This window comes from Deltaproteobacteria bacterium, from assembly GCA_021737785.1.
Lineage (GTDB): Bacteria > Desulfobacterota > DSM-4660 > Desulfatiglandales > Desulfatiglandaceae > AUK324.
Map to the genome: position 1 here is coordinate 85,401 of JAIPDI010000010.1, position 21,559 is coordinate 106,959.

Sequence of the window (21,559 nt, forward strand, 5' to 3'; positions counted from 1 at the left end):
AAGTAGAATGGGTAGTTTTGCAACATTTGTCCATTCTTTCCCCAAACCTATCTTATGACAATAATCTCAAATGGTTATCAGTTGGAAAAGAGATTGGATGTTACAAAATGCCCCAAAAAAGGCATACTTTCCCCAGAAGTCAACCCCATGTCCATTCTCTCAAATCCGTCGCATGCCCGGAAAGCCCCTACATGCCCATACCCCGTCCTAGACAGGGCTAACATATATATAACAGCTTGTATTTACTGGCTTCTGGCCTTCGCCGGCATCACAGAGAAAGAGGACCCATCACTTCCTCCGGGACGGTCAACAGGCATAGTAAAACATTGGTTTTGTGCCTTGGGCATAAAGATTGCTAAAAGGTGTGTGACAATGAATCAGCCAATTGGAAAAGAGGCGTGAACAGGATAAAAGAGGACATGACCGCTCAGAAGACCATCCTTATTGCCGAGCCGGCCGAGGCGCTTTCTTCAAACCTTGAGGCGTTCGCAAAGGATAAGGGGTTCGCCCTCCTGAAGACCGGCAACCTTAAAGAGACCCTTCTCACGCTGCAGGGACAACGCGTGGACGGGCTCGTGCTTCATGCCGTCCTGTTAGAGAAAGATTGCGAGTTCATATCTGTTATAAAAGGCATGGAAAGAGATCTGCCCGTTATCATCTGCGCCGACGCCAATACGGCCGAACTGGAAAGCAGCATCCGTAAACAGGGGATTTTCTATTATCATATCCAGTCATTCGGCATTGAAGATCTGGAGATGGCCATATCCAACGCCGTCAACGGATTGCCCCACTAGCCCAGGAGGACCCGAATATGCTGTTACAGGAAAAGATTGCTTCTCGAAAATTTGTTCTCTTAGGGGAATTCGAACCGCCCAAGGGCGCCGAGTTCTCACGTCTGTTGGACATGGCCAACAGGGTCAAGGGAAGAATGGATGCCTTGGTGGTCCCTGAAATGGGAAACGCCGTGATGAAGGCGAGTTCCTTGGGCGGATGCGCCTTTCTGAAGCAGAACGGTTTTGAAACGATTCTCCAGGCCTGTTGCCGGGACAGGAATCGTTTGGCCCTCCAGGCCGACATTCTCTCGGCCGCAGCCCTGGGTATCACCTCTGTTATGGCCGTCTCCGGCGAAGACATCCGATATGGGGATCATCCCCAGGCCAGAGAGGTATACGATGTGGATGTGCTGGAGCTTCTGGAAATCCTCGGCAGGCTTCAGACGGGCAAGGATATGGCCGGGATCGAACTGTCAGGCGTGCCCCGCTTCTGTATCGGTTCCACCGTCAATGCGGGGGCTATGGGCGGGGCACTCGATATCGAGATTGAAAATCTGAACAAGATGGTGGCGGCAGGGGTTCAATTCACCGTTACCCCCCCTGTATTTGACCTCCACCGCTTTCAGCAGTTCATCAAGCGGATCGATACGAACAAAGTGGCCGTCATTCCAACGGTGCTCCTCCTGAAATCCGCGGGCATGGCACGGTATATGGATAGGAATATCAAACATATTTCTATCCCTCCGGAGATGATTCGGGAAATCCAGAAGGCCCCTGATAAATTGAAACAGTGTATTCAGATTGCGGCCGGTCTCATCCGTCAATTCAAAGATATGGGGACGGCGGGGGTTATGGTCGCAACCGCAGGCTGGGAAGACAAGCTTCCCCTGCTCTTGGACGCAGCACGGCTGTGAGAAAGGAACAATAGATATGCCTAACCATCAGACCAAAAACATGTCAGGCTCCGTCATGGTCGTCGGAGGCGGCATCGCCGGCATGCAGTCAGCCCTGGATCTGGCGAACTCAGGTTATTATGTCTACTTGGTGGAAAGGAATCCGGCCATCGGCGGGCTCATGTCTCAGTTGGACAAGACATTTCCCACCAATGACTGTGCCATGTGAGTCATCTCACCTAAACTGGTCGAGGTCGGCCGGCACCTGAATATCGAACTCCTGACAACAACAGAGCTCCGGGAACTGGAGGGTGAAGAAGGGAACTTCAAGGCCCGCGTTGTTCAACACCCCCGTTACATCGACGTGGCCAAGTGTACCAGCTGCGGCGAATGCCTCAAGGTATGCCCCATCGAGACCACGGATACCTACAATGTAGGCCTCTCCACCAGGAAGGCGGTTTATAAGCAATACGCCCAGGCCATGCCCGGGGCCTATGCCATCTCCAAGAGGGGGACGGCGCCATGCAAGGCCACCTGCCCGGCCCATGTGAGTGCGCAGGGGTTTGTGGCCCTGATTCGTGAAGGAAAATACCGGGAAGGGTTGGAACTCTTTAAGGACGCCCACCCCTTCCCTGCCATATGCGGTCGGGTGTGTCATCATCCCTGCGAAGCAATCTGTACCCGGGGGGATGCGGATGAACCCATAGGCATTCAGTATCTTCACCGTTTTCTGGCTGACCGCGATCTCTCCCAGGAAATGCCCTATATCCCTTCCACCGCTGAGCCGCGCGGCGAAAAAGTGGCTGTTATCGGAGCCGGTCCTGCAGGACTTTCTGCGGCCTATTTCCTGAGAAAGAGGGGGTATCCGGTCACGGTCTTTGAGAAACTGCCTGTCCCCGGCGGAATGATGGCGGTGGGCATTCCAGCCTACAGGCTGCCCCGGGATATCTTGGCTGCGGAAATCCGCATCATCGAACAGATGGGTGTCGAGATCCGGACCGGTGTGACCTTTGGGGAAGACATCACCCTCGAAAGTCTCAAGGCCGACGGATATCAGGCCGTCTTCCTGGGAACCGGTCTCCACCTGAGCCGCAGGCTGAACGTGGAAGGGGAGGACCTTCCCGGGGTCTTGAAAGGGGTGGATTTCCTGAGAGACGTGGCCTTGAATCATCCGGTTTCCGTGGGAAAAAGGGTGATTGTAATAGGCGGCGGCAACGTGGCCGTGGACGTCGCCCTGAGCGCGCTTCGGAAAGGTGCCCAGGAGGTCTCTTTGGTCTGTCTTGAAAAGAGGGACGAGATGCCCGCCTGGGACTATGAAATCGATGAGGCCATTGAGGAAGGGATCCGGATCCTCAATTGCCTGGGTCCCGAACGGTTTGTCGAGGAGGGCGGCCGGCTCTCCGGCGTCCAGTTCAAAAAATGCACCGCAGTCTTTGATGATACCGGCGCCTTCCGGCCCCAATACGACGAAATCGACTTGACCACCATAAATGCCGATACCGTCATCGTAGCCATCGGCCAGGCCGCTGATCTGGGCTTTGTGCAAAAAGAAGGGATCATCAGCAGTCCGAAAGGCGGATTGGAGGCCGATCCCCTCACGCTGGAGACGCCTCTGAAAGGGGTCTTTGCCGGGGGGGATGTCTTTTATGGGCCCAGATCCGTGGTAGAGGCCGTGGAATGCGGCAAGGAGGCGGCTGAAAGCATTCATCGATATATAACCGGTGAGGACCTGAAGGCGGGCCGGGAAAAGGAGTGGCCTTACGAAAAACCGGAAATCCAGGAGGAGGAGCCCCTTGTCCCCCGCACCCGGATGCCGCAGCGGTCCCTGGAAGAGCGCCGGGGAAACTTTGAGGAGATCGCCCTCGGTCTTACCGAGGAAGAGGCCCGCAAAGAAGCGGAACGCTGTCTCAAATGCGGAATCTGCTCCGAATGCTATCAGTGCGTCAAGTCATGCCTGGCCGAGGCCATTATCCATGATCAACAGCCGATAGAGAGGGAAATCCGGGTGGGTTCCGTGATCCTGTGTCCGGGAGCGGAAGTGTTCGACACCGAACCCTATGAAGAGTTTTATCACCACCAAAGCCATCCCAACGTCATGACGAGCCTGGAGTTCGAACGAATACTGAGCGCATCCGGTCCCACCCTCGGCCACCTTGTGAGACCTTCCGACGATAAGGAACCCAGGAAGATCGCCTGGCTCCAGTGCGTGGGATCGCGCGACACCCACCACTGCGGCAACGGCTACTGTTCGGCCATGTGCTGTATGTACGCCATCAAAGAGGCGGTGATCGCAAAGGACCACAGTCCCGAATCCCTGGATGCGGCCATCTTCTTTATGGACATGCGGACGTTCGGAAAGGATTATGAAAAGTACTACAACCGGGCCAGAGAGGAGCATGGCGTTCGATTCGTCCGCTCCAGGGTCCATACCATCGACCCTGTTCCAGGCACAGACGATCTGGAAATCAGCTATTCCGACGAAGCGGGCATTATCCACCAAGAAATCTTCGACATGGTCATTCTCTCCGTAGGTCTTCAAGTCAGCCGGGAGACCATCGACCTGGGTCGCCGTCTCGGGCTGGATCTGGACAAATATCATTTCGCGTCCACCCTCCCCTTTACACCCGTAAGCACCTCCCGAAAGGGTGTTTACGCCTGCGGCATTTTTCAGGGTCCCAAAGATATCCCCACCTCGGTAACCGAGGCCAGTGCCGCGGCCTGTGCAGCCGGGACCGCCTTGTCCGGGGCCAGGGACCAGGATACCCGATCCCTTGAGATCCCCCCTGAGATGGATGTGGAGGGAGAGACACCGCGAATCGGTGTCTTCGTGTGCAACTGCGGGATCAATATCGGCGGGGTGGTGGATGTCCCTGGGGTGGCGGAATATGCAGCCCGTCTCCCCTTTGTGGAGCTTGTGGACCAGAATCTGTTTACCTGCTCCCAGGATACCCAGGAGAAGATCAAGGAGGTCATCAAGGAAAACCATCTCAACCGGATTGTGGTGGCCTCATGTACCCCGAGGACCCACGAACCCCTTTTCCAGGAGACGCTTCAGGCATGCGGGCTCAACAAGTATCTTTTTGAAATGGCCAACATCCGGGACCAGGACTCATGGGTTCACGGGGATGACCCGGAAGGGGCCACAGGTAAGGCCAAAGACCTGGTGCGCATGGCCGTGGCCCGGGCCGGCCTGCTCAAACCCCTTCATGAACGGAGCATCCCGGTCAACAAGCGGGCCCTTATCATCGGCGGCGGCGTGGCAGGGATGAATACCGCCCTGGGCCTGGCGGACCAGGGCTTTGAGGTGGTGATCGTGGAAAAGGAGGCCCAGTTGGGAGGACTTTCCCGGGAACTGACCACCACCATCGAGGGGGCGGATATCCAGCGGTACGTCATGGAACTTACGGAACAGGTGAACCGGCATGACCGGATTCAGGTCCTGACCGAGTCCCTGATTGTGGGGTTTTCCGGGTTCAAAGGGAATTTCACCACCGAGATCCTGGTAGGTCCCGGCATGTACGAACGAAAGATAGACCATGGCGTGGTGATCCTGGCCACGGGCGCCAGGGAATACACCCCCAAAGAATACCTTTATGGAGAGGACCCGAGGGTCATGACCCAAATCGCCCTGGGAAAACGGCTCGAACTCAAAGGGGCATCGGATCTCAATCAGGTGGTCATGATCCAGTGCGTGGGGTCCCGAAATGAGGAGCACCCCAACTGCTCCCGTATCTGCTGCCAGAGCGCGGTCAAAAACGCCCTCCATATCAAGGACCTTAATCCGGATGCCGATGTCTATATCCTCTACCGGGATATGCGGACATATGGTCTGTTGGAGGACTATTACAGAGAGGCCCGGCAAAAGGGCGTTATCTTCTGTCGGTTTGATCAGGATCGGCCCCCCCGGGTCGAGGCGGTCGACGAAGGGGTCCGGGTCACTTTTCTGGATCATGTTCTGCAAAGAGACATCCGGGTCACTGCGGACCGTCTGGTCCTGAGCGCCGGCATGGTGGCCGAGGATACAGAGGAACTGTCCTCCATCCTCAAGCTCCCCAGAAATGACGACGGATACTTTATCGAGGCCCACGTCAAGCTGAGGCCGGTGGACCTGGCTAACGAAGGTATCTTTCTGTGCGGGACCGCCCACGGGCCCAAGCTGGTATCCGAAGCCGTGTCCCAGGCCCTGGCAGCGGCATCCAGGGCCGCCACATTCCTCTCTCAATCCGAGATACGCCTCTCTGCCGTCACGGCCAAGGTCAACCCGGAACAGTGCGCTGCATGCCTGGTCTGCGTAAGGGCCTGTCCCTTCGGGGTCCCCCGGATCAATGCGGACGGCGTCAGCGAGATCGACGAGGCCTTGTGTCACGGGTGCGGCATCTGCGCGGGCGAATGCCCGGCCAAGGCCATCGAACTGAACTGGTATGCAGACGACCAGATCATGAGCAAGGTGGATGCGTTACTCGAAGGGGTGATATAAGGGTATTGAGTTTGTTGGGTGTATTGAGTTTATCGCGTTATGGATGGTGTTTCCAATTTTGCGACGCACCATGACCACTGACTACTGACCACAAGAAGGAGTCTTCCCATGGAAGAGTTTCATCCGATCATTGTCACCTTCTGCTGCAATTTCTGAGGATACACGGCCGCGGACCTGGCAGGTTCGATGCGTCTTAAATATCCGGACACCATCCGGATTATCCGGGTCCCCTGTACTGGAAAGGTGGATGTTATTCATATACTTCGGGCATTTGAAAAGGGGGCCGACGGGGTCTACGTGGTGGGCTGTCTGGAGGGAGAATGCCGGTTTGAAAACGGCAACCTGAGGGCCCGCAGGCGTGTGGCGCAGGCCAAGACCATCCTCGATGCCGTCGGCGTCGGCGGCGACCGGGTCAAGATGTTCAACCTCTCCTCCGGCGAAGGCACCCGATTTGCGGAGTATGCCGTAGAGATGACCGAGAAAATAAAAGAGTTGGGGCCTAACCCGATCAAGAGGTTCAGGGAAAAAATGGCAGCGTGAGGGAAGGAGGATTGTCACATGATTGTTGCTGATAAGAAACCGATCGAGGAAGTCATCGACATGGTGAAAGACTTCCAGAAGATCCTCATTGTAGGATGCAATGAGTGCGTGACCGTCTGCGAGGCGGGCGGAAAAAAGGAGGTCGGCATTCTGGCCTCTGCCCTGCGCATGTATTTCATGAATCAGGGAAAGAAGGTGGACATAGATGAGGTTACACTGGAGAGACAGTGTGATCATGAATACTTGGAGGAGATCCGGAATACCATCGATCAGTATGATGCTGTCCTTTCCCTGGCCTGCGGCGTCGGCGTCCAGTTCATGGCAGAGACATACTTCGGGACGCCGGTTTTTCCAGGCGTCAACACCTGTTTCATGGGGGTTACCGAAGAGAGGGGCGTGTGGAGTGAGCGCTGTCAGGGGTGCGGAGAGTGCATCCTCGGCAGGACCGCGGGCATCTGTCCCATATCCCGATGTGCCAAACGTCTCCTCAACGGTCCCTGCGGCGGATCTTCAACAGGGAAATGCGAAATCAGCAAGGACCTGGACTGTGCATGGCAACTCATCATCGATCGTTTAACTGAACTGGGCCGCTTAGATGAATATGAACAGATCGCTCCGATCAAAGACTGGTCAACCGAACGGGCCGGAGGGCCCAGAAAGGTGGTCAGGGAGGACGTCAGACAATGAGCGTAAAGACACCGAGCAAACTTGAAAAAATCCTGGATTCCGGTCAATTGGCGGTCACCTCGGAATGCGGCCCCCCGAGGGGGAGCGACCCTGAAGCGATCAGGCAAAAGGCGGAGATGATCAGGAATCACGTAGACGCCATCAACATTACGGATAATCAGACCAGCGTGACCCGTCTTTGCAGTCTCGCCGCATGTATCCATCTAAAGCAGATGGGACTGGAGCCGACCCTGCAAATGGTGGTCAGGGACCGCAACCGAATCGCCCTTCAAAGCGATATCCTGGGCGCCGCATCCTTTGATATTTACAATATCCTATGCCTCACAGGGGACCACCAGACATTCGGGGATTGTCCCCAGGGGCAGAATGTCTTTGACATCGACTCCATGCAATTGATCCAGACCGTGAGACGCATGCGGGATGAAGGCAAGTTCCTAGGGGGAGACGATATCAAAAGACCGCCGCAGATGTTCGTTGGCGCGGCCGCCAACCCCTTTGCAGATCCCTTTGAGATCCGGGTCCCCCGTCTGGCAAAAAAGATTGCGGCCGGGGCTGAATTCATTCAGACCCAGTGCGTCTACAATCTGGACAAGTTCGAGCTCTGGATGCGGATGGCCCGGGACCGGGGACTCCATGAAAAGGTCCATATTATGGCAGGGGTGACCCCCTTTAAATCCGCGGGAATGGCCAAATACATGAAAAACCGTGTCCCTGGAATGGATGTGCCGGATGACGTGGTGAAGCGGATGGCCGGCGTTCCCAAGGAGAAACAGCCTGACGAGGGCATCGACATCTGCATAGAGACCATCCAACGATTGAAGGAATGCGAGGGCGTCCGGGGATTTCACATCATGGCCATCGAATGGGAAGAGAAGGTCCCCGAGATCGTGGAGCGGAGTGGTCTTTATCCAAGACCCAAGGATTGATAATTCAGGAATTTAGGGATTGAAGAAGTTCACCTGCATCATCTGCCGTCTTGTGAAACTTCTCATGGGTTGTTTCATCAGGGCAATTTGTGAAGAAAATACGACTGGTTACAGAGTCAGCCACAAGAAACAAATAAATACCTAATCGATGACCAATGACTGGGAAAGGGGGATTGGACATGGACAAAAAATATATTCTGGTTGTAGACGATGATCCGGATCTGGTGGAGACGGTTTCCATGATGCTGGAGAGTAAGGGGTGCGAGGTGGGGCAGGCCTATGACGGCATCGAGGGGGAGGAGTCCATCAAACAAAGACGGCCCGACCTGGTAATCCTGGATGTCATGATGCCCCGAAAAGACGGCTATGTACTCTGTGCGGAACTGAAGGCGGATGAGGCCACGCGCGATATTCCGGTGGTGCTCCTCACCGCGGTCGGCGAGGCGGTCCCCACCACCACGTATACCCATGCCGACGGCATGTCCACCGAGGCCGATGATTATATCGCTAAACCGATCGATACCGAGGGTCTCTGGAAGGTCGTAACCGCCCTTTTGTAAACCATGCGCAGGTAAAGAAAGGCAACGATTCCCAGTAAATTGTCCTGGCAGCCGGTCAGGTCCGGAAAGGTCTGAGTTGCATGGAATCGATACCGATACATGAGATTCCAGGGTATACCGGTCTCAGGACCCGGGTCCGCCGCACTGTCAAGGGGAGCAGGTTCTTCCATGCCCGTCCCTGAAAAGCTGGGCGGATTCAAAGTCCTGAAAGAGGTCACGAGAATCCTGCTGGTCTCTCCCAGAGAGTCCGGCGTCTTACCCTTACGCCTCTTCCGCGCCCTTGCCGACCAAAAGATCAATCTCCCCTATGCCACCTGCGTCTCCGACGACCGTGCCTGGGGCCTCACCCTCGTGGTCGATGCCGTTAATGCCGTCGGAACATCGGCTGCGCTCGTGACTGCCTTTACTGAAAGACCGGCGCTTCAATACGGGGGCGCCATTCTTTCCATCTTCCCTCATCGGAAAAACCCGGAGATCACCCGCGCCCTCTTCGAAGCGTTCCGCCGGGAGGGCGTCGCCCCCGATGCCCTGGCCAGTTCACCCTCGGCCATCTCTGTGGTCCTTGATGAACAAATCCTTAACCGAGCCAGCAGCGCCCTGTTCGGTCCCTTCACCTTCAGCGCTTATCGCACTCCGGCCGACTGGAAACTGGCCCAGAAGGGAAAGGAACAGCTCTGCAAGGAGGTAGTCGCCTCCTATCAGGAGAAACGGCCAAAGGTCTACGGGCTCGAGGTTCAGGATGAGCAGGCGTTGCTGAAGATAAAGCTGGACAAAGGACAGATTGCCGCCCTGGGGCCGGCCTTCGGCCGACTGGCCCGTCCCGGTCTCTCTCTCACCTTCCTGGCCACCAGCCCATGCCGGGAATCGAATCAGGACCAGATCTCTTTCTGCCTCCCTCTGTCTGAGGACGATTTCTGCCAACAGGTGTTGCGTGAGGCGGCTCCCCTTTTGGATTTGCGGAACATTGCGCCGGCAGCCGTCTTTTCCATGAACGGCCCCCACTTCGGCGATCGCTACGGTATCATCAGTGAACTCCTCACGGCCTTTGAAACCTGCGGTGTGGAGCTTCTTGGCCTGAGCTGCACCATCGCATCCGTGACAGGCGTCGTTCCCTCAGCCCAGTTGGCAGCCGCTGTTGAGGCCATCCGGGGTCGCTTCGATATCCCCTCCATTATCCATCGAACATGACACCCATGATATACTCCTGGGACGCTTATCCAACCATCCGGATGACAGGATACTCGAAATAACACCTATTATCTTCTTCGTTTTCTTCGTCACCTTCTGCAAAAACATTTTTAAAATCTCTTCTGTAACATCCATCTTAATTCCCATTTGACTTTTTGTGTCATCTGCGCTTTAAGAAGGTGGAATTTAAAGCGTCACCAAAGCAGCAGAGGGAGGTTTTTCCATGGACAACAACCGGTCGGATCAAGAAAATGATGTAGGGGTGAATGCCCTTCGGCCCTACGGCACATCCATTTTTACGGAGATGACCGTGCTTGCCAATGCCCATGATGCCGTAAACCTATCCCAGGGCTTTCCGGATGTGGACGGCCCCGAAGAGATCCGTCAACGGGCGGCAGAGGCTATCTTGAGGGGTCCCAACCAGTATGCCCTCTCTTCGGGCATTCCATTGCTTCGGGAGGCCGTAGCCCGAAAAATGAAGCGTTTTTACGGGATTGCCGTAGATCCCGACACCGAGGTCACGATCACTTCCGGGGCTACCGAGGGTCTGTGTGCCACCCTGCTGGGCATCCTGGAACCTGAAGATGAGGTAATCCTGATCGAGCCCGTCTACGACACCTATGCGCCCATATCAGCCCTTGCCCGCGCCCGCATCCAATATGTATCCCTCGTAGGGGACACTTTTCAGCTTCCTGAGGAAAAGCTTGCCAAGGCCTTCTCTCCACGGACAAAGGCAATTATCATCAACAATCCCCAGAACCCCTGCTGCAAGGTCTTTACCAGGGAGGAACTGGGCTTTATCGGAGACCTGTGCCAGCAGTACAATGCCTATGCCATCGGCGACGAGGTCTACGAACATCTGGTATATGACGGCAAAGAGCATGTCAGCCTTCTCTCCATCCCTTCCCTTCGGGAGAGGGCCTTTGTGGTCTCCTCCACGGCCAAGACCTTTTCCATGACCGGATGGAAAATCGGGTATGTTATCGCCCCGGCGGCACTTTCACGGGCGGTGCGCATGAGCCATCAGTTCATCGTCTTCTGCGGGCAAACCGCCCTTCAGGAGGCCATGGCCTATGCCATAGATTTTCCCGACAGCTATTATACGCAGCTCCTTTTGGATTATACACGCAGGCGGGACCTGTTGACCCAGGCCCTGCGGGAACTCGGTTTCAGGGTCTTTCAACCGGAAGGGACCTATTATGTGGTGGCGGATATCACCCCCTTAGGCTTTGATGACGATCTGGCATTCTGCCGCATGCTTCCTGAAAAGGCAGGTGTCGCCGCCATTCCCTGTTCGGTCTTCTGGAAAGACCGGCACAGCGGGAGGCATCTCATTCGATTCTGCTTTGCCAAGCAGGAGGAAACCCTTCACAAAGGCATGGAAAGACTGCGGAGGTGGCTTAGATGAAAGTGGCGGCAGCCCAGATGGACATTGTCTGGCACGACCCGGATGCAAACCATGTCAAGATCCGAAAAATGGCTGAGACAGCCAAAGCAGCGGGCGCGGAGCTCATCGTCTTTCCCGAGATGGCCGCTACCGGCTTTTCCATGGATACCGTTGTAACGGCCGAACCCATGGACGGGCCTACCCCTGCCCTGTTTCGCAATCTGGCTAAAGATCTCGATATGGCGGTTGTGGGAGGCTTTGTGCTCAAAAGGAAAGAGGGTCGGCCCCAAAATGTCTCTCTGGCAGTGGACCGGAAGGGCATTGATCTGGCGCTGTATGCCAAGATCCACCCGATCGGCCTCCTTAAAGAGGACCAACACTATGCTCCCGGAGATCGGACGGTCTCTTTTCAACTGGACGACATGGAGGCATCGTGCCTCATCTGTTACGATCTTCGCTTCCCGGAGGTCTTTCGTCCCCTGGCAGACGCGTGCACCTTGGTTCTGGTGATCGCCTCCTGGCCGGCGGTGCGCCAGCGTCACTGGGACCTCCTTCTCCCTGCCCGCGCCGTGGAGAACCAGCTTTATGTGGTGGGGGTGAACCGGGTGGGCGAGGGAGGCGGGCACCTGTTCACGGGCGGATCCGCCATCATCGATCCCTCAGGAGAAACCATTGCCCGTGGCGGCGGCACCGAAACCCTTGTTATGGGAGAAATCGATCCTCACCGCGTGGAACAGGTTCGCTCGGCCATGCCCTTTCTGAAAGACCGGAGATCCCATTACGTTCATAATGTATCCTGACTTTATATCAGTAGGTGGCATATTGGGCCATGTGGCAAGTGATCCCATCCCGTGACGTTTCCAAGGCCATTGGTCGCCTTCCCAAGGCTGTTCAGGAGAAGGCGTTCACGCTCATTAAAGAGATCGAGGTCATGGGGCCGGTCAGGGGGGAATGGACCAATTACAGCAGGCTTTCTGGACGGTGGAGGTGATCTATATTGGCACACATGTACACCATCAATACCCCGTTTTTCTTCAACCAGGGTAGGAGGACCTGGTTTTGAATAAAATCCTTGAGTTTCATCTTAGTCTTCCGATTGCGGTCCCTCTTCGGGGAAAATGATCTTCCAATGGCCGCCCTTCTGGGGACCGATTCGTTTTAGAAGGCCTTTTGCCTTCAGTACATCCATGTTCTTTCTGATATTCCGGGGTGATATCCCGACATATGTTGACAGTTCCTGCTGAGTAACCCATCCATTTTCAAGGACCCGGGAGACGATTTCCGCCTGGATTTTAGAAAGCCCCATCTCTGTTTTTAGGTCTTTCACATGGGTTTTTAGGTCTTTTTTTAGGTCTTTCGTATCGGTTTTTAGGCCGCCTGTTCCCGAGTGAAAAAGCTCGGCAACAAAGGCATCGCCGGATTCACGGATATCGTACCGGATTTCGGGGTAGGCCTTTAACCACTCTCGGATCCGGATGAAGCCTGTTCCGTACTTTTCAATATCCCCTGTCAGATAGAATGCTTCGGCAAGAAGCTTGTTGCGAATAGATGAACTGTAGTCGTCACGCTTGAGGTCCGCGATGGTGAGTTTTCCAAACAGCCTTCCGGGACTGCTGATAACAATTCGATCGTCAAAGACCTTGATAACAATGTCTGAAGCGTTTTTGTAGTCCCGATGCACCACGGCGTTTAACACCAGCTCGCGTATCGCCTCCAAAGGATACTGCCATCGTTTCTTTTCGCTGAAGACTGCCGTCAAAGTGAAAGGACACATTGATGTGTTTCTTGATAAAGATCATCACCTCTTCAAGGGCGGCGGGAAGGGGGGCCTTTGTGTAAAAATCATCGATGATGATATCATGGGATTTGAACCGGCCCGCATGGATAGCGTATCCATGATTTCCAAACAACAGCATGGCCGCCAGTGTCGGCTTCCCCTCTTGAATGAGGCGCAACTTGATCAAGTTGGTGAACAGATCATCCTGCAAATTGATGCGGCCTGTTGCGCCTGCTTTCTCTATGAACTGGGTCATCAGGGAGGAATTCAAGGAAGCAGGATTTTCGTTGAGCGGATAGGCGTCATAGGAAATGTTCAGGCTTTGCTGCCGCAGGTCGATGATTTCATCAAGGGCAAGCAGATGGTTGCTGTTTTTTACCCTCTTGTAATACCGGTTTTTGCAGGGGACCGGTTTGATCGGATATTCACTGATTTCAAATAGAAGAACCGTCTTATTGTCTATTTCGTGCGTGGTCAGGTGGGGCATCAACTGAGGATAGGTAGCAACTTTAATCTCGTTGAGATATCGTTGTTCGGTCTCTGGTCCAATGGTAAGCCCCGTCGGTTTTCCGGTGTTGTCCACGCCGACCACCACTTTTCCACCCTCGGTATTGGCAAAGGCGGAAAGAGATATAATGACCTCTTTGCCGAACGTACGCTTGAACTCCACTCGCTCGGATTCACCTGATTTGAGCAGTTTTTTCAGTTCCATAGCGTTTTCCTATGCGATTCTCATGAAACTTGAAACGTGCCATTACAAATCCCTTACCAGTGTATTGTCCTGACTGCCCGAGATTATTCTTGTCGGTAACCCAGTCTCCGGGCGAAAAAGGGATTTGGTCCTGTGACTGGTCGATGTTCATGGGTGTATTCCCTCAGGCGTTGATGCCATTGATTTAACAATATTTCCGGTTAGTTAGCCCTCCCCAATTCCTTTCACTTGCAATTGAATTTTAAAAGAGCGTCCCGCTGCCACGCTTTTTCGTCAGGCATTTGCTCGGTATCTGAACTGAAGCATTTGGGGCAACGGTCATAGATTTCGCCGACGAATGTGTGGCCACATGAAAGGCATTTCATATTTGCGATTTCACCACCCTCATCTCCATCATCAATGAATGACAAGACCTCTTCCGTGTCGAGACGGTTGCATTTCGGGCATCTGTCGTAGATCTCACCTGTGAATCGGTGGCCACAGGAGCGGCATTTCATTTTCTTTTTATCGGTCCCGGTGATTTCATCTTGGGCATCGTCGCTAAGTAAAAAATAGGCACTCGCCGGGTCTGAAATATCCATGGGATCGAGGCCGCCCAAGGAAGCCTCATCCGGCATGGCACTGGAATTGTGCCCGCCATGGCCCATCTCTTCATAGCCTACATTAAATTCATCATCGTCCCAGTCCATCGGGTGCTCCATTAATTCAAGGAAGCTGAATATATTTTTCGAGTTGAGATCTCAGGCTGGGATCCTGGCTCCAGCCTCTTACGCTTGGAGGATTTGCCGAACCTCTTATGGGAGAATAACTGACCTGCCCTTTTCTTCGAGTTCCGTAATACAGGTTTTGCCATATTAAGGCTTGGCGCACAGAGTCATTCTTAGAACGCGAAAGGACATTTTCAAGGAAAGCATCTCGGATTCTAAATTTCCATGGATCCTGAATGACTGAAGCTGCATTCAACTTATCGACACGCTTGGCAATCATATCTATGCTTTGACCAGATGGATCTTTCACGACCCAGCGCAATTGTTGGCAATAACGGCGGATATGCCAGACAGCCTTATCCAGCTCCAAAAGCTCGTTCCCGATAGTATATGTTGATCGGTCGAAATAGCGATTTATACCAAACTGTTTCAGGTACTTAATAAAAACTTCAACCTCTCCTGGACAAGTGACTTTGATTTCGGTGATATTCTTTACGGCATCGTACAGGGCGACAAGATCATGCCCGAATCTGGGTCCTTTTGTTGCCGGCCAATTTATGTAAAGGCTACTGCGGCCATTAAAGAGAAGAATCGCTTTTAAATATTTTTCTATCGCCTGCAAACCTGACCATAGAAACTGCTCTCGGAATTTTAATCGATAGACGAGACGCGATGAGATGTAGTCTCTATCGCCTTGGTCTCTAAAGGCTTCTTTTGCGAAACTATTTAATGCAACTTGCAAATCCAAACCGCGTTTCCTTCCAGATTTAGTCATCCTCTTCATAACGAACTTGTGTCAACTCAACCCAAGCGCCTTCAACGCCGCGGCCCTTGGCTCTCCGTAGAAGACGGGGTCCACGTGTTCCATGATGTCGGCATCCACATCCAGGAAATTGCGTTTGTTTTCGATGGGGATGAGGGCGCGTTTGGCCCCGTTGTCCTTGGCCACCTGGAGGGGTTCCACCAGGGAACGGGCAGGCTTGATGTTGCCCTGAATGCTCATATCGCCGATAATCAAAGTGGCAGGGGTGGCAGGGTTTTTCCGGATAGCGGAGAACAGGGCCACGAAGAAGGCCACGCCTAACTCGCCCTGCACCTTGTTGTTTAGGAGATCCAGGACCTCCACGTGGAAATCCGAGTTGTCCACTTCCCGGACCAGGCCCAGCTCTCCTTTTTTGGCCGCCAGGTAGCCAAAGGCCCGCTGAATGGATTCCTTGATGATTCCGGAAACTCCGCCCGCCATCTTCAATTTGCCCGTCCCCGGCGACATGCTCACCTCGATGCGGTACATGCCTACCGTACCTTCGGCGTTGACGGATGCGCTGTAAACGGTGCCGGGGGCCATGGGGTCCGGCGAAATCAAACCTCTCCCGCCCATCTCGGGTGCACCCACAAAGTGCTCTTCCCCAGTCTCCTTTTCCATGTAGCTGAAGGAAGTATGGTAATACTCAAACGACCCCATTTTTTTGAGCTGCTCCTTTACCCGCCGCCGTCCTTCCAGGGCCAGCTCAACGATCTCCTTCAGCTCATCCGGGGTGGCCTTTGCGTGGGGATAAAGGATTTTCATCAGGCCTGAGACGGTCTTTCGCACGGCCTTCCGGTCTCGGGCATTGAGGTGGGAACCGAGACTGAAGTGCTGGTCAATCACCTCTGTGAAATTGTATTTGCGCATGGCCCGCAGCGCCTCAGCCAGGTAGTCCACTACAAAGCCATAATGCCGGGTAAACAGCTCCACCCGCATCTTGGGGATTTCCCAACCGGGCAGATAGAAATGGATCCGGTCAATAAAGGCCATATCATCCCGGATCACGTCCGGCATGGGAGCGAAGAGGTGGCCTGTCTGCACCATCACATCGATAGGCTGGTTCGTATTGCCAAACATCACAATGCTGGCGTTTCCGGAGTCCGCGTCCTTGCCCCGCTGGAATGTGCCCGATTCACAGTAGGTCTTGAGCGTGGTAATGACCTCTTTGGGCATCTTCTGAAGATCCGCCACCTCGTCAAACCCCACCACATCCCAGATAGACACCATCCCCTTGTGCCTACCGCTCATGTGTCCGAACATGTTGGCCACGGTGGTGGGACCGGTCAACAGGGCGCAATAGGGGGAAATTTCCTGAATGACAAAGCTCTTGCCGGTCCCGCGCGGCCCCAGTTCCACCAAATTGTAATTGCGCTCGCACAGGGGCAGGAGCCGGAGGAGGAAATGCAGCTTCAATCGCCGTTCCATCCCGTTCGCTTCATAGCCCATGCTCCTCACCAGCAGGTCCACCCATTCATCGGATGAAAATTCGGCTCGAAGTCGGCAGTATTCTTCGATGTCAAAGGTGGCGATCTGGATGGGGGCTAACTTGTCGATCCAGAAGGGGTGTTTGCCCCGGCTCTCCTCGTCGTAATCAAAGCGCAGGTCCACCTGTGCCCAGACGCCCCCCATTAGGAGACGGTCGTATTCCCTCACGTATTGGGTGGGCACATGCACGAACCGATCTCCAAAATTGACCACTTCAGCCCAGTAATCCGAATCCACAAGACGTACCTTAACCTTGTCGATAAATGTATGGGTGTTCTGCTCCTTCACCAGGCTCTTGGCCCGGGTGGATTCGTCCGGGCCGATGTAGTTTTCTGCCAGGGTCTTATTGACAACCTGGAGCCCCATTTGAATGGCCATCTCATCGGATGAGGCGCAGTACTTTCCCAGAAGAAATTCCAGAACAAAGACCGGCACATTGGCGCCCACCTTAACCTTTCGCACCAGGTCCTTTCGCACCACCCGCCCGGAAAAGACTCGATTGGCCTTGTCGTCCAGGAGGTCTCGCTCTGGAATCTGAATCTCTCTTTCTTCCATCACACCGTTCCCAACTTCACCGGAATATCGTCTGATTGGGCCAGCACCCCGTCCGTTGCCGGGTCCTGGATGATCACCCGCACCGTTTCACAGTCCTCTTTTTCGAGAATCATGGCCACTCCTGCCTGTTTGCCTGGTTGAAGGACAATGTTTCCGGTATCCTGTTGATACGCTGCATTCAGGGCCATGCCGGCCTTTCCAACAATAACGCCCTGGCTCAACAGGAGGGGTCGAACCGTAATCGGCGTCTGGTTGAACAGGCCTTCCATCGCGAGTTTAATCCCGAACGTCCGGTTGGTCAGTTTTTCAGGGACCTCCGAAAGGGATATAATCCCGCCCGGTTCCATCGTGGGCTTCTCCCCCCCCATGCGGAAACTGATCACCGGGATGATCATTTCCTGAAGGGTCAGTCCCCCGTGGTGATATCCCAGATCCCCTCCAGTCTTGAACACCCCGATTCCCCTGGGGAAAATGAATTCCAGGTCGCTGTTGTATCCCATCTGCCCTGCGGAAAGGCGAACGGTTCCGGCCGGGGTGGTTCCGCCCTGGCCGATCCAGCAGCGGCGATGGATCTCCAGGGTTTTACCTCCTGGCGGGTCGGTCTTGAAAGCGTCCTCCTTTTTCCGGGTAAAGAGATGACCATGGTCCGCCGTCACCACAAAGCGGGTGACGCCGCAATCGGCAAGCCGTTGAACCGCCCGTGCCACGTTGCTTACCATGGTATCCATCACCTGTCGAGCGATGAGCCCCCCTGCAAGCTCCCCGAGGGCGTCGATCTCCTGGGAGCGAACCACGAGAAGAGGGACCCCCGAGACCCAATCGGCGAGCCGCTTTCGGGACATCTGCAACAGCTTTTCAAGGGGCATTTCCTTCATGCCCGGGATTCGGGCTTTGAGAAATTTCAGGCGGGCGTTTACGTCCGGTAATGCGGCATTGTCAATCAGGGCTGCGAGCTTTCCACCCGAATCCGCCAGGCTGAAACCAGCAGAGGCCCCGGGCAGCAGGGCGGCCATGCCCACCGGCGTAATGGTGGGCCAGGCTGCAACGGCAGGCTTGACCACCATTTCCCGCGCGGCCGGAAGCATTTCCACGAATTCATGGACCATGGCAAACCGCATGGCATCCACCAGGAAATAGGCCGCAGGCGTCTTTTCTTTGTCCACCACCTTCGGATATACATCGGTCTGTTGAAGCACGCCCGACACGAGCCACCCCGAACGATCCAGGGCCTCCATAAATCCCACGGCCATGTCTTGAAGGAGTTCTTCGTATGCCTGGCGTACCTTTTCGAGGGCCGCCTCAGCCTCCGGGTCCACCGTCATTTTGGCGGCCCAGGCCTCCAACTGCTGCTGGGCCAGGTCCACCCGGTGCCAGCCTTCCTGGTCGCAATAGGCATTGACCCAGTTCAAAGGCTCGGAACCCGCCCTGGATAGGGCCTTTCGCGTTGCGTCTATCCGGTCCCCCAGATTGGCCATGAGCTGACAGGCCCTCCACTGGGCTTGTCGTTCGATGGTCCGGTCCGCCCAGAAGCTGCGCTGACGTTCGGAAACGAGCGATAGTGACTCCTTGTATTCCCCTTTCAGGATCCGTTCGCCAACCCATTTCAGAAGCGCCTTTTCCTCAAACGCAAAGGTATCCACCTTGCCCAGGGCCGAAGGATCAATGGCCTGGCTCGTTAGGGACAGGGCCTTCTCTATGGCGTCGGCCGTGTCCACATAGACGTCAGGATGGTTTTCGCGCATGGCCGAGGCCGTTTTTCGAACCAGGGCGAGCTGGTCTTTGTTCTGAGGTTCCGGAATCATGGAGATGGTCTGGGGCGGGGTGCAGGAAAGATCATCCCGGAACTCGTTCGCCAAAACGTAACGAAGCGCCTTTTCCCTGGCCTTTATAAGGGACATTCCCTCAGGCAGTTCCAGACCGAGCCGGCCGGCGAGAAGGAGAAACAGTTCCGATTGCGCGCTCTTGGATACGATTTTTTCATCCGATCCGGGGTTGCACAGCCATTGGGCCAGCATGGCGGGATTGTCTCTTGCCCCGTCAAAGATCATTTTCATCAGGGATGGGGCCTCGCCTCCCTCCCGGGTCAGGAACCCCACAATATCCTGATAGGTAGTGGTCTCCGGGGCCAGGAGCTTGTCAATGACGCCGTCGGAATCCCCCCTTTCCATAAGACAGAACCGACCCAGCCGCTTCAGTTGCCACTCGAAGCACGAGCCCCCCTTTTCAAGGTCCATGAGTACCGACCCTTTTCGGTCCTGAGATGCCCTGGGAATGTAGATCAGTAAGAGCCCTGGCTCGTCTTTGTCTACCAAAGGCTCCACCGCTGCCTTGATGCCGAAAAAGGACCCATCAAAGCGTGCCAGGGCCACCGGCATATCCCCAATGAGGGTCTGCCGAATGCCCTTTTCCAGCTCCCCCGATATGGGCAGCGCGTCCACAAACGCCTGGAATTCTGCCCTTGGATCGTACCAGACGGCCACATGGCGCTTGGCGAGGCGGTCGGTCAGGAGTTTTTCGAGATATTGATGAAACGCGTTCATATCAAGACTTCCTCTTGGTTCTTCTGCGGCCGGAGCCGTTGGCAACAGAGGCGTTCAACAGCTCTTCCAGCGCTGCCTTGACCGTAGCGGATGTTCGCTCCTGGATCAGTACGTTCAGGGTCTCTTTTGAGATCTCTTTGGCATGCCATTTTCCTTTTTCATCTTCCTCCCACAGGGCGTCGTCCAATCCATGGGCAATGGCCAGACTGCGGTCGGCCGTGCATTCGGGGACCACCCGCTCCGGCCACAGGTGCATGGCCAGATGCGCCCAGTCATAGTCGCCGTTGACCAGCTTGTCCCACACCTTCTTGCACTCCTTCTGCCATGATTTGTTCTGAGGGACCAGCCGCCACAAGGGCGCAAAGTTGATGATCACCCCGTCATTCAAATCCGGGTTCCACAACTGCGCGACCCGGCCCACCTCCTCCCTGAACGCCCGGAGTTCCTCCACAAAAGTCTCCCGGCCCGCAATCTCTTTTCGCTGCGAGGCTGTCGGACTTTGCCCATACTGCTGCCGGGCGCTGGTCAATTCCCGCTCCTCAAACTGAAGCTTGGGATTCACATATTCATTGAGCAGTTTGTAAAAGGTATCTTTGGTGAACCGGTGGTAATACAGCCAGACCGAATAGGCCCCCGAAGCCGTGGAAAGCTGCCAGTAGATAGGCGCCTTTCTCCGGCTCTTGGAATACCGCTTGATATGATCCGGGAAAAAGCCCTTCCGAAAATAAGTCCGCAGATCCGCCACCCCCAGAATTTCGCACGCCTCCTGCTCAATATCCAGTGCCTTGTCCGTCCACAGCACACGCAACACTTCCCGCGTCCGCCGCACAATGTCTTCCTGATGGAGCTGCCCCCCATTGAACCCTGGATCATCCACCAGAATCCCGTCCCATGAGATACGGATGGGATACTCGGGATCTGGAATCGCGGGGTTCTGGACACTGTCCTCGGGTGGCAGCGTATTTGCATCCGCCCGTGCGCGGAGCCATTCTTCACTGACGATTTGATTGGGTTGGGCGGGGAGTCCGTCTCGACCGACCAGTATCGCCGGCGGGCAGAACGGCAACGGCTCGAAGGGGTCGGTTGGTGTCGGCGAAAGCGATAGATCAAAAATCATGCGCCCATCAAAGCGTCCAAGCATTAAGCCGAAAGCAAGGCTTAAAACCGAATCGACATAGTCGCGAACGCTTTGGGGTTCACCTGAAAACGCCTTCTGAAAAGCTGAAAAATGTTTTTCGCAGAGCCGTTGAGATTGATCAGGCGATAGGCCGTATTCACGACAAACTATACGATCAATTTCCAAGTATGCGTTAGTTATATAAGTTGTCGTCTCTTCCCGATGTATAGTATTTTCTTGGTAGATAGCAATTAGAGACTCTATTCCAAAATAGGTAGATAGATTAAAAAGGGGAGCATTACCGGTTTGTTAATGGATTTTTGATGGATTAGCGAAAAAAGTTCTGGACATTCCTGCTGATTGCCTGTATAGCATAATGGACTATCTTATGAAAGGCAGGTGATCAAAAGGTGCCGGAACGTTTAGAGAA

The 21,559-nt window shown here is 54.8% G+C and carries 19 protein-coding genes; 12 read left to right on the top strand and 7 right to left on the bottom strand.

Going from position 1 to position 21,559, the window contains the following annotated elements:
- Nucleotides 1-93: 93 nt before the first annotated feature.
- The 12 genes from K9N21_07265 (at nt 94) to K9N21_07320 (ending at nt 12,422) form a co-directional block, all read left to right on the top strand.
- Nucleotides 94-402 (top strand): hypothetical protein, encoded by a 309-nt coding sequence (locus K9N21_07265; GenBank protein ID MCF8143701.1) that lies wholly within the window; start codon nt 94-96, stop codon nt 400-402.
- On the top strand, nt 399-794 hold the full coding sequence (locus tag K9N21_07270) for a hypothetical protein (protein ID MCF8143702.1): 396 nt from the start codon (nt 399-401) through the stop codon (nt 792-794). The genes K9N21_07265 and K9N21_07270 overlap by 4 nt, the downstream gene beginning before the upstream one ends.
- Before the next feature lie 17 nt (nt 795-811).
- Nucleotides 812-1,687 (top strand): methylenetetrahydrofolate reductase, encoded by an 876-nt coding sequence (locus tag K9N21_07275; GenBank protein ID MCF8143703.1) that lies wholly within the window; start codon nt 812-814, stop codon nt 1,685-1,687.
- Nucleotides 1,688-1,703: 16 nt separating this feature from the next.
- Nucleotides 1,704-6,143, top strand: a complete 4,440-nt coding sequence (locus tag K9N21_07280) for an FAD-dependent oxidoreductase (GenBank protein ID MCF8143704.1) — start codon at nt 1,704-1,706, stop codon at nt 6,141-6,143.
- A gap of 108 nt (nt 6,144-6,251) precedes the next feature.
- Nucleotides 6,252-6,683: a hydrogenase iron-sulfur subunit gene (locus K9N21_07285; protein MCF8143705.1), complete on the top strand. Its 432-nt coding sequence runs from the start codon at nt 6,252-6,254 to the stop codon at nt 6,681-6,683.
- 18 nt (nt 6,684-6,701) lie between these two features.
- On the top strand, nt 6,702-7,370 hold the full coding sequence (locus K9N21_07290; GenBank protein ID MCF8143706.1) for a methylenetetrahydrofolate reductase C-terminal domain-containing protein: 669 nt from the start codon (nt 6,702-6,704) through the stop codon (nt 7,368-7,370).
- Nucleotides 7,367-8,296, top strand: coding sequence for a methylenetetrahydrofolate reductase (locus K9N21_07295; GenBank protein MCF8143707.1), 930 nt, complete (start codon nt 7,367-7,369; stop codon nt 8,294-8,296). Before K9N21_07290 ends, K9N21_07295 begins: the two co-directional genes overlap by 4 nt.
- Nucleotides 8,297-8,475: 179 nt before the next feature.
- Nucleotides 8,476-8,856, top strand: coding sequence for a response regulator (locus tag K9N21_07300; GenBank protein ID MCF8143708.1), 381 nt, complete (start codon nt 8,476-8,478; stop codon nt 8,854-8,856).
- Between the two features lie 168 nt (nt 8,857-9,024).
- On the top strand, nt 9,025-10,044 hold the full coding sequence (locus K9N21_07305) for a hypothetical protein (protein ID MCF8143709.1): 1,020 nt from the start codon (nt 9,025-9,027) through the stop codon (nt 10,042-10,044).
- A 223-nt stretch (nt 10,045-10,267) separates the two neighbouring features.
- Complete coding sequence (locus tag K9N21_07310; GenBank protein ID MCF8143710.1) at nt 10,268-11,452, top strand: aminotransferase class I/II-fold pyridoxal phosphate-dependent enzyme; 1,185 nt, start codon at nt 10,268-10,270, stop codon at nt 11,450-11,452.
- A complete protein-coding gene (locus K9N21_07315) occupies nt 11,449-12,231 on the top strand; it encodes a carbon-nitrogen family hydrolase (protein MCF8143711.1) in 783 nt (260 codons plus the stop codon). Before K9N21_07310 ends, K9N21_07315 begins: the two co-directional genes overlap by 4 nt.
- A gap of 29 nt (nt 12,232-12,260) precedes the next feature.
- Complete coding sequence (locus tag K9N21_07320) at nt 12,261-12,422, top strand: hypothetical protein (GenBank protein MCF8143712.1); 162 nt, start codon at nt 12,261-12,263, stop codon at nt 12,420-12,422.
- Nucleotides 12,423-12,515: 93 nt separating this feature from the next.
- Here K9N21_07320 and K9N21_07325 read toward each other — a convergent pair whose 3' ends face one another.
- The 7 genes from K9N21_07325 to K9N21_07355 all read right to left on the bottom strand — a co-directional run bounded on the left by K9N21_07325 (nt 12,516) and on the right by K9N21_07355 (nt 21,129).
- Nucleotides 12,516-13,127, bottom strand: a complete 612-nt coding sequence (locus tag K9N21_07325; protein MCF8143713.1) for a hypothetical protein — start codon at nt 13,125-13,127, stop codon at nt 12,516-12,518.
- Nucleotides 13,063-13,920 (bottom strand): putative DNA binding domain-containing protein, encoded by an 858-nt coding sequence (locus tag K9N21_07330; GenBank protein MCF8143714.1) that lies wholly within the window; start codon nt 13,918-13,920, stop codon nt 13,063-13,065. The genes K9N21_07325 and K9N21_07330 overlap by 65 nt, the downstream gene beginning before the upstream one ends.
- A gap of 224 nt (nt 13,921-14,144) precedes the next feature.
- On the bottom strand, nt 14,145-14,609 hold the full coding sequence (locus K9N21_07335; GenBank protein ID MCF8143715.1) for a hypothetical protein: 465 nt from the start codon (nt 14,607-14,609) through the stop codon (nt 14,145-14,147).
- A gap of 16 nt (nt 14,610-14,625) precedes the next feature.
- Nucleotides 14,626-15,375 (bottom strand): HEPN domain-containing protein, encoded by a 750-nt coding sequence (locus K9N21_07340; protein MCF8143716.1) that lies wholly within the window; start codon nt 15,373-15,375, stop codon nt 14,626-14,628.
- Between the two features lie 48 nt (nt 15,376-15,423).
- Nucleotides 15,424-17,472: a protease Lon-related BREX system protein BrxL gene (gene brxL, locus K9N21_07345; protein ID MCF8143717.1), complete on the bottom strand. Its 2,049-nt coding sequence runs from the start codon at nt 17,470-17,472 to the stop codon at nt 15,424-15,426.
- Nucleotides 17,472-20,012: a PglZ domain-containing protein gene (locus K9N21_07350; protein MCF8143718.1), complete on the bottom strand. Its 2,541-nt coding sequence runs from the start codon at nt 20,010-20,012 to the stop codon at nt 17,472-17,474. The genes brxL and K9N21_07350 overlap by 1 nt, the downstream gene beginning before the upstream one ends.
- Nucleotide 20,013: 1 nt before the next feature.
- Nucleotides 20,014-21,129, bottom strand: a complete 1,116-nt coding sequence (locus tag K9N21_07355) for a hypothetical protein (protein ID MCF8143719.1) — start codon at nt 21,127-21,129, stop codon at nt 20,014-20,016.
- Nucleotides 21,130-21,559: the final 430 nt, after the last annotated feature.

Coding starts and splice junctions, on each gene's coding strand:
- K9N21_07320 (MCF8143712.1), top strand. CDS start 12,261: ATGTGGCAAGTGATCCCATCCCGTGACGTTTCCAAGGCCATTGGTCGC.
- K9N21_07300 (MCF8143708.1), top strand. CDS start 8,476: ATGGACAAAAAATATATTCTGGTTGTAGACGATGATCCGGATCTGGTG.
- K9N21_07330 (MCF8143714.1), bottom strand. CDS start 13,920: ATGGAACTGAAAAAACTGCTCAAATCAGGTGAATCCGAGCGAGTGGAG.
- brxL (MCF8143717.1), bottom strand. CDS start 17,472: ATGGAAGAAAGAGAGATTCAGATTCCAGAGCGAGACCTCCTGGACGAC.
- K9N21_07335 (MCF8143715.1), bottom strand. CDS start 14,609: ATGGACTGGGACGATGATGAATTTAATGTAGGCTATGAAGAGATGGGC.
- K9N21_07315 (MCF8143711.1), top strand. CDS start 11,449: ATGAAAGTGGCGGCAGCCCAGATGGACATTGTCTGGCACGACCCGGAT.
- K9N21_07290 (MCF8143706.1), top strand. CDS start 6,702: ATGATTGTTGCTGATAAGAAACCGATCGAGGAAGTCATCGACATGGTG.
- K9N21_07275 (MCF8143703.1), top strand. CDS start 812: ATGCTGTTACAGGAAAAGATTGCTTCTCGAAAATTTGTTCTCTTAGGG.
- K9N21_07355 (MCF8143719.1), bottom strand. CDS start 21,129: ATGATTTTTGATCTATCGCTTTCGCCGACACCAACCGACCCCTTCGAG.
- K9N21_07310 (MCF8143710.1), top strand. CDS start 10,268: ATGGACAACAACCGGTCGGATCAAGAAAATGATGTAGGGGTGAATGCC.
- K9N21_07305 (MCF8143709.1), top strand. CDS start 9,025: ATGCCCGTCCCTGAAAAGCTGGGCGGATTCAAAGTCCTGAAAGAGGTC.
- K9N21_07350 (MCF8143718.1), bottom strand. CDS start 20,012: ATGAACGCGTTTCATCAATATCTCGAAAAACTCCTGACCGACCGCCTC.
- K9N21_07295 (MCF8143707.1), top strand. CDS start 7,367: ATGAGCGTAAAGACACCGAGCAAACTTGAAAAAATCCTGGATTCCGGT.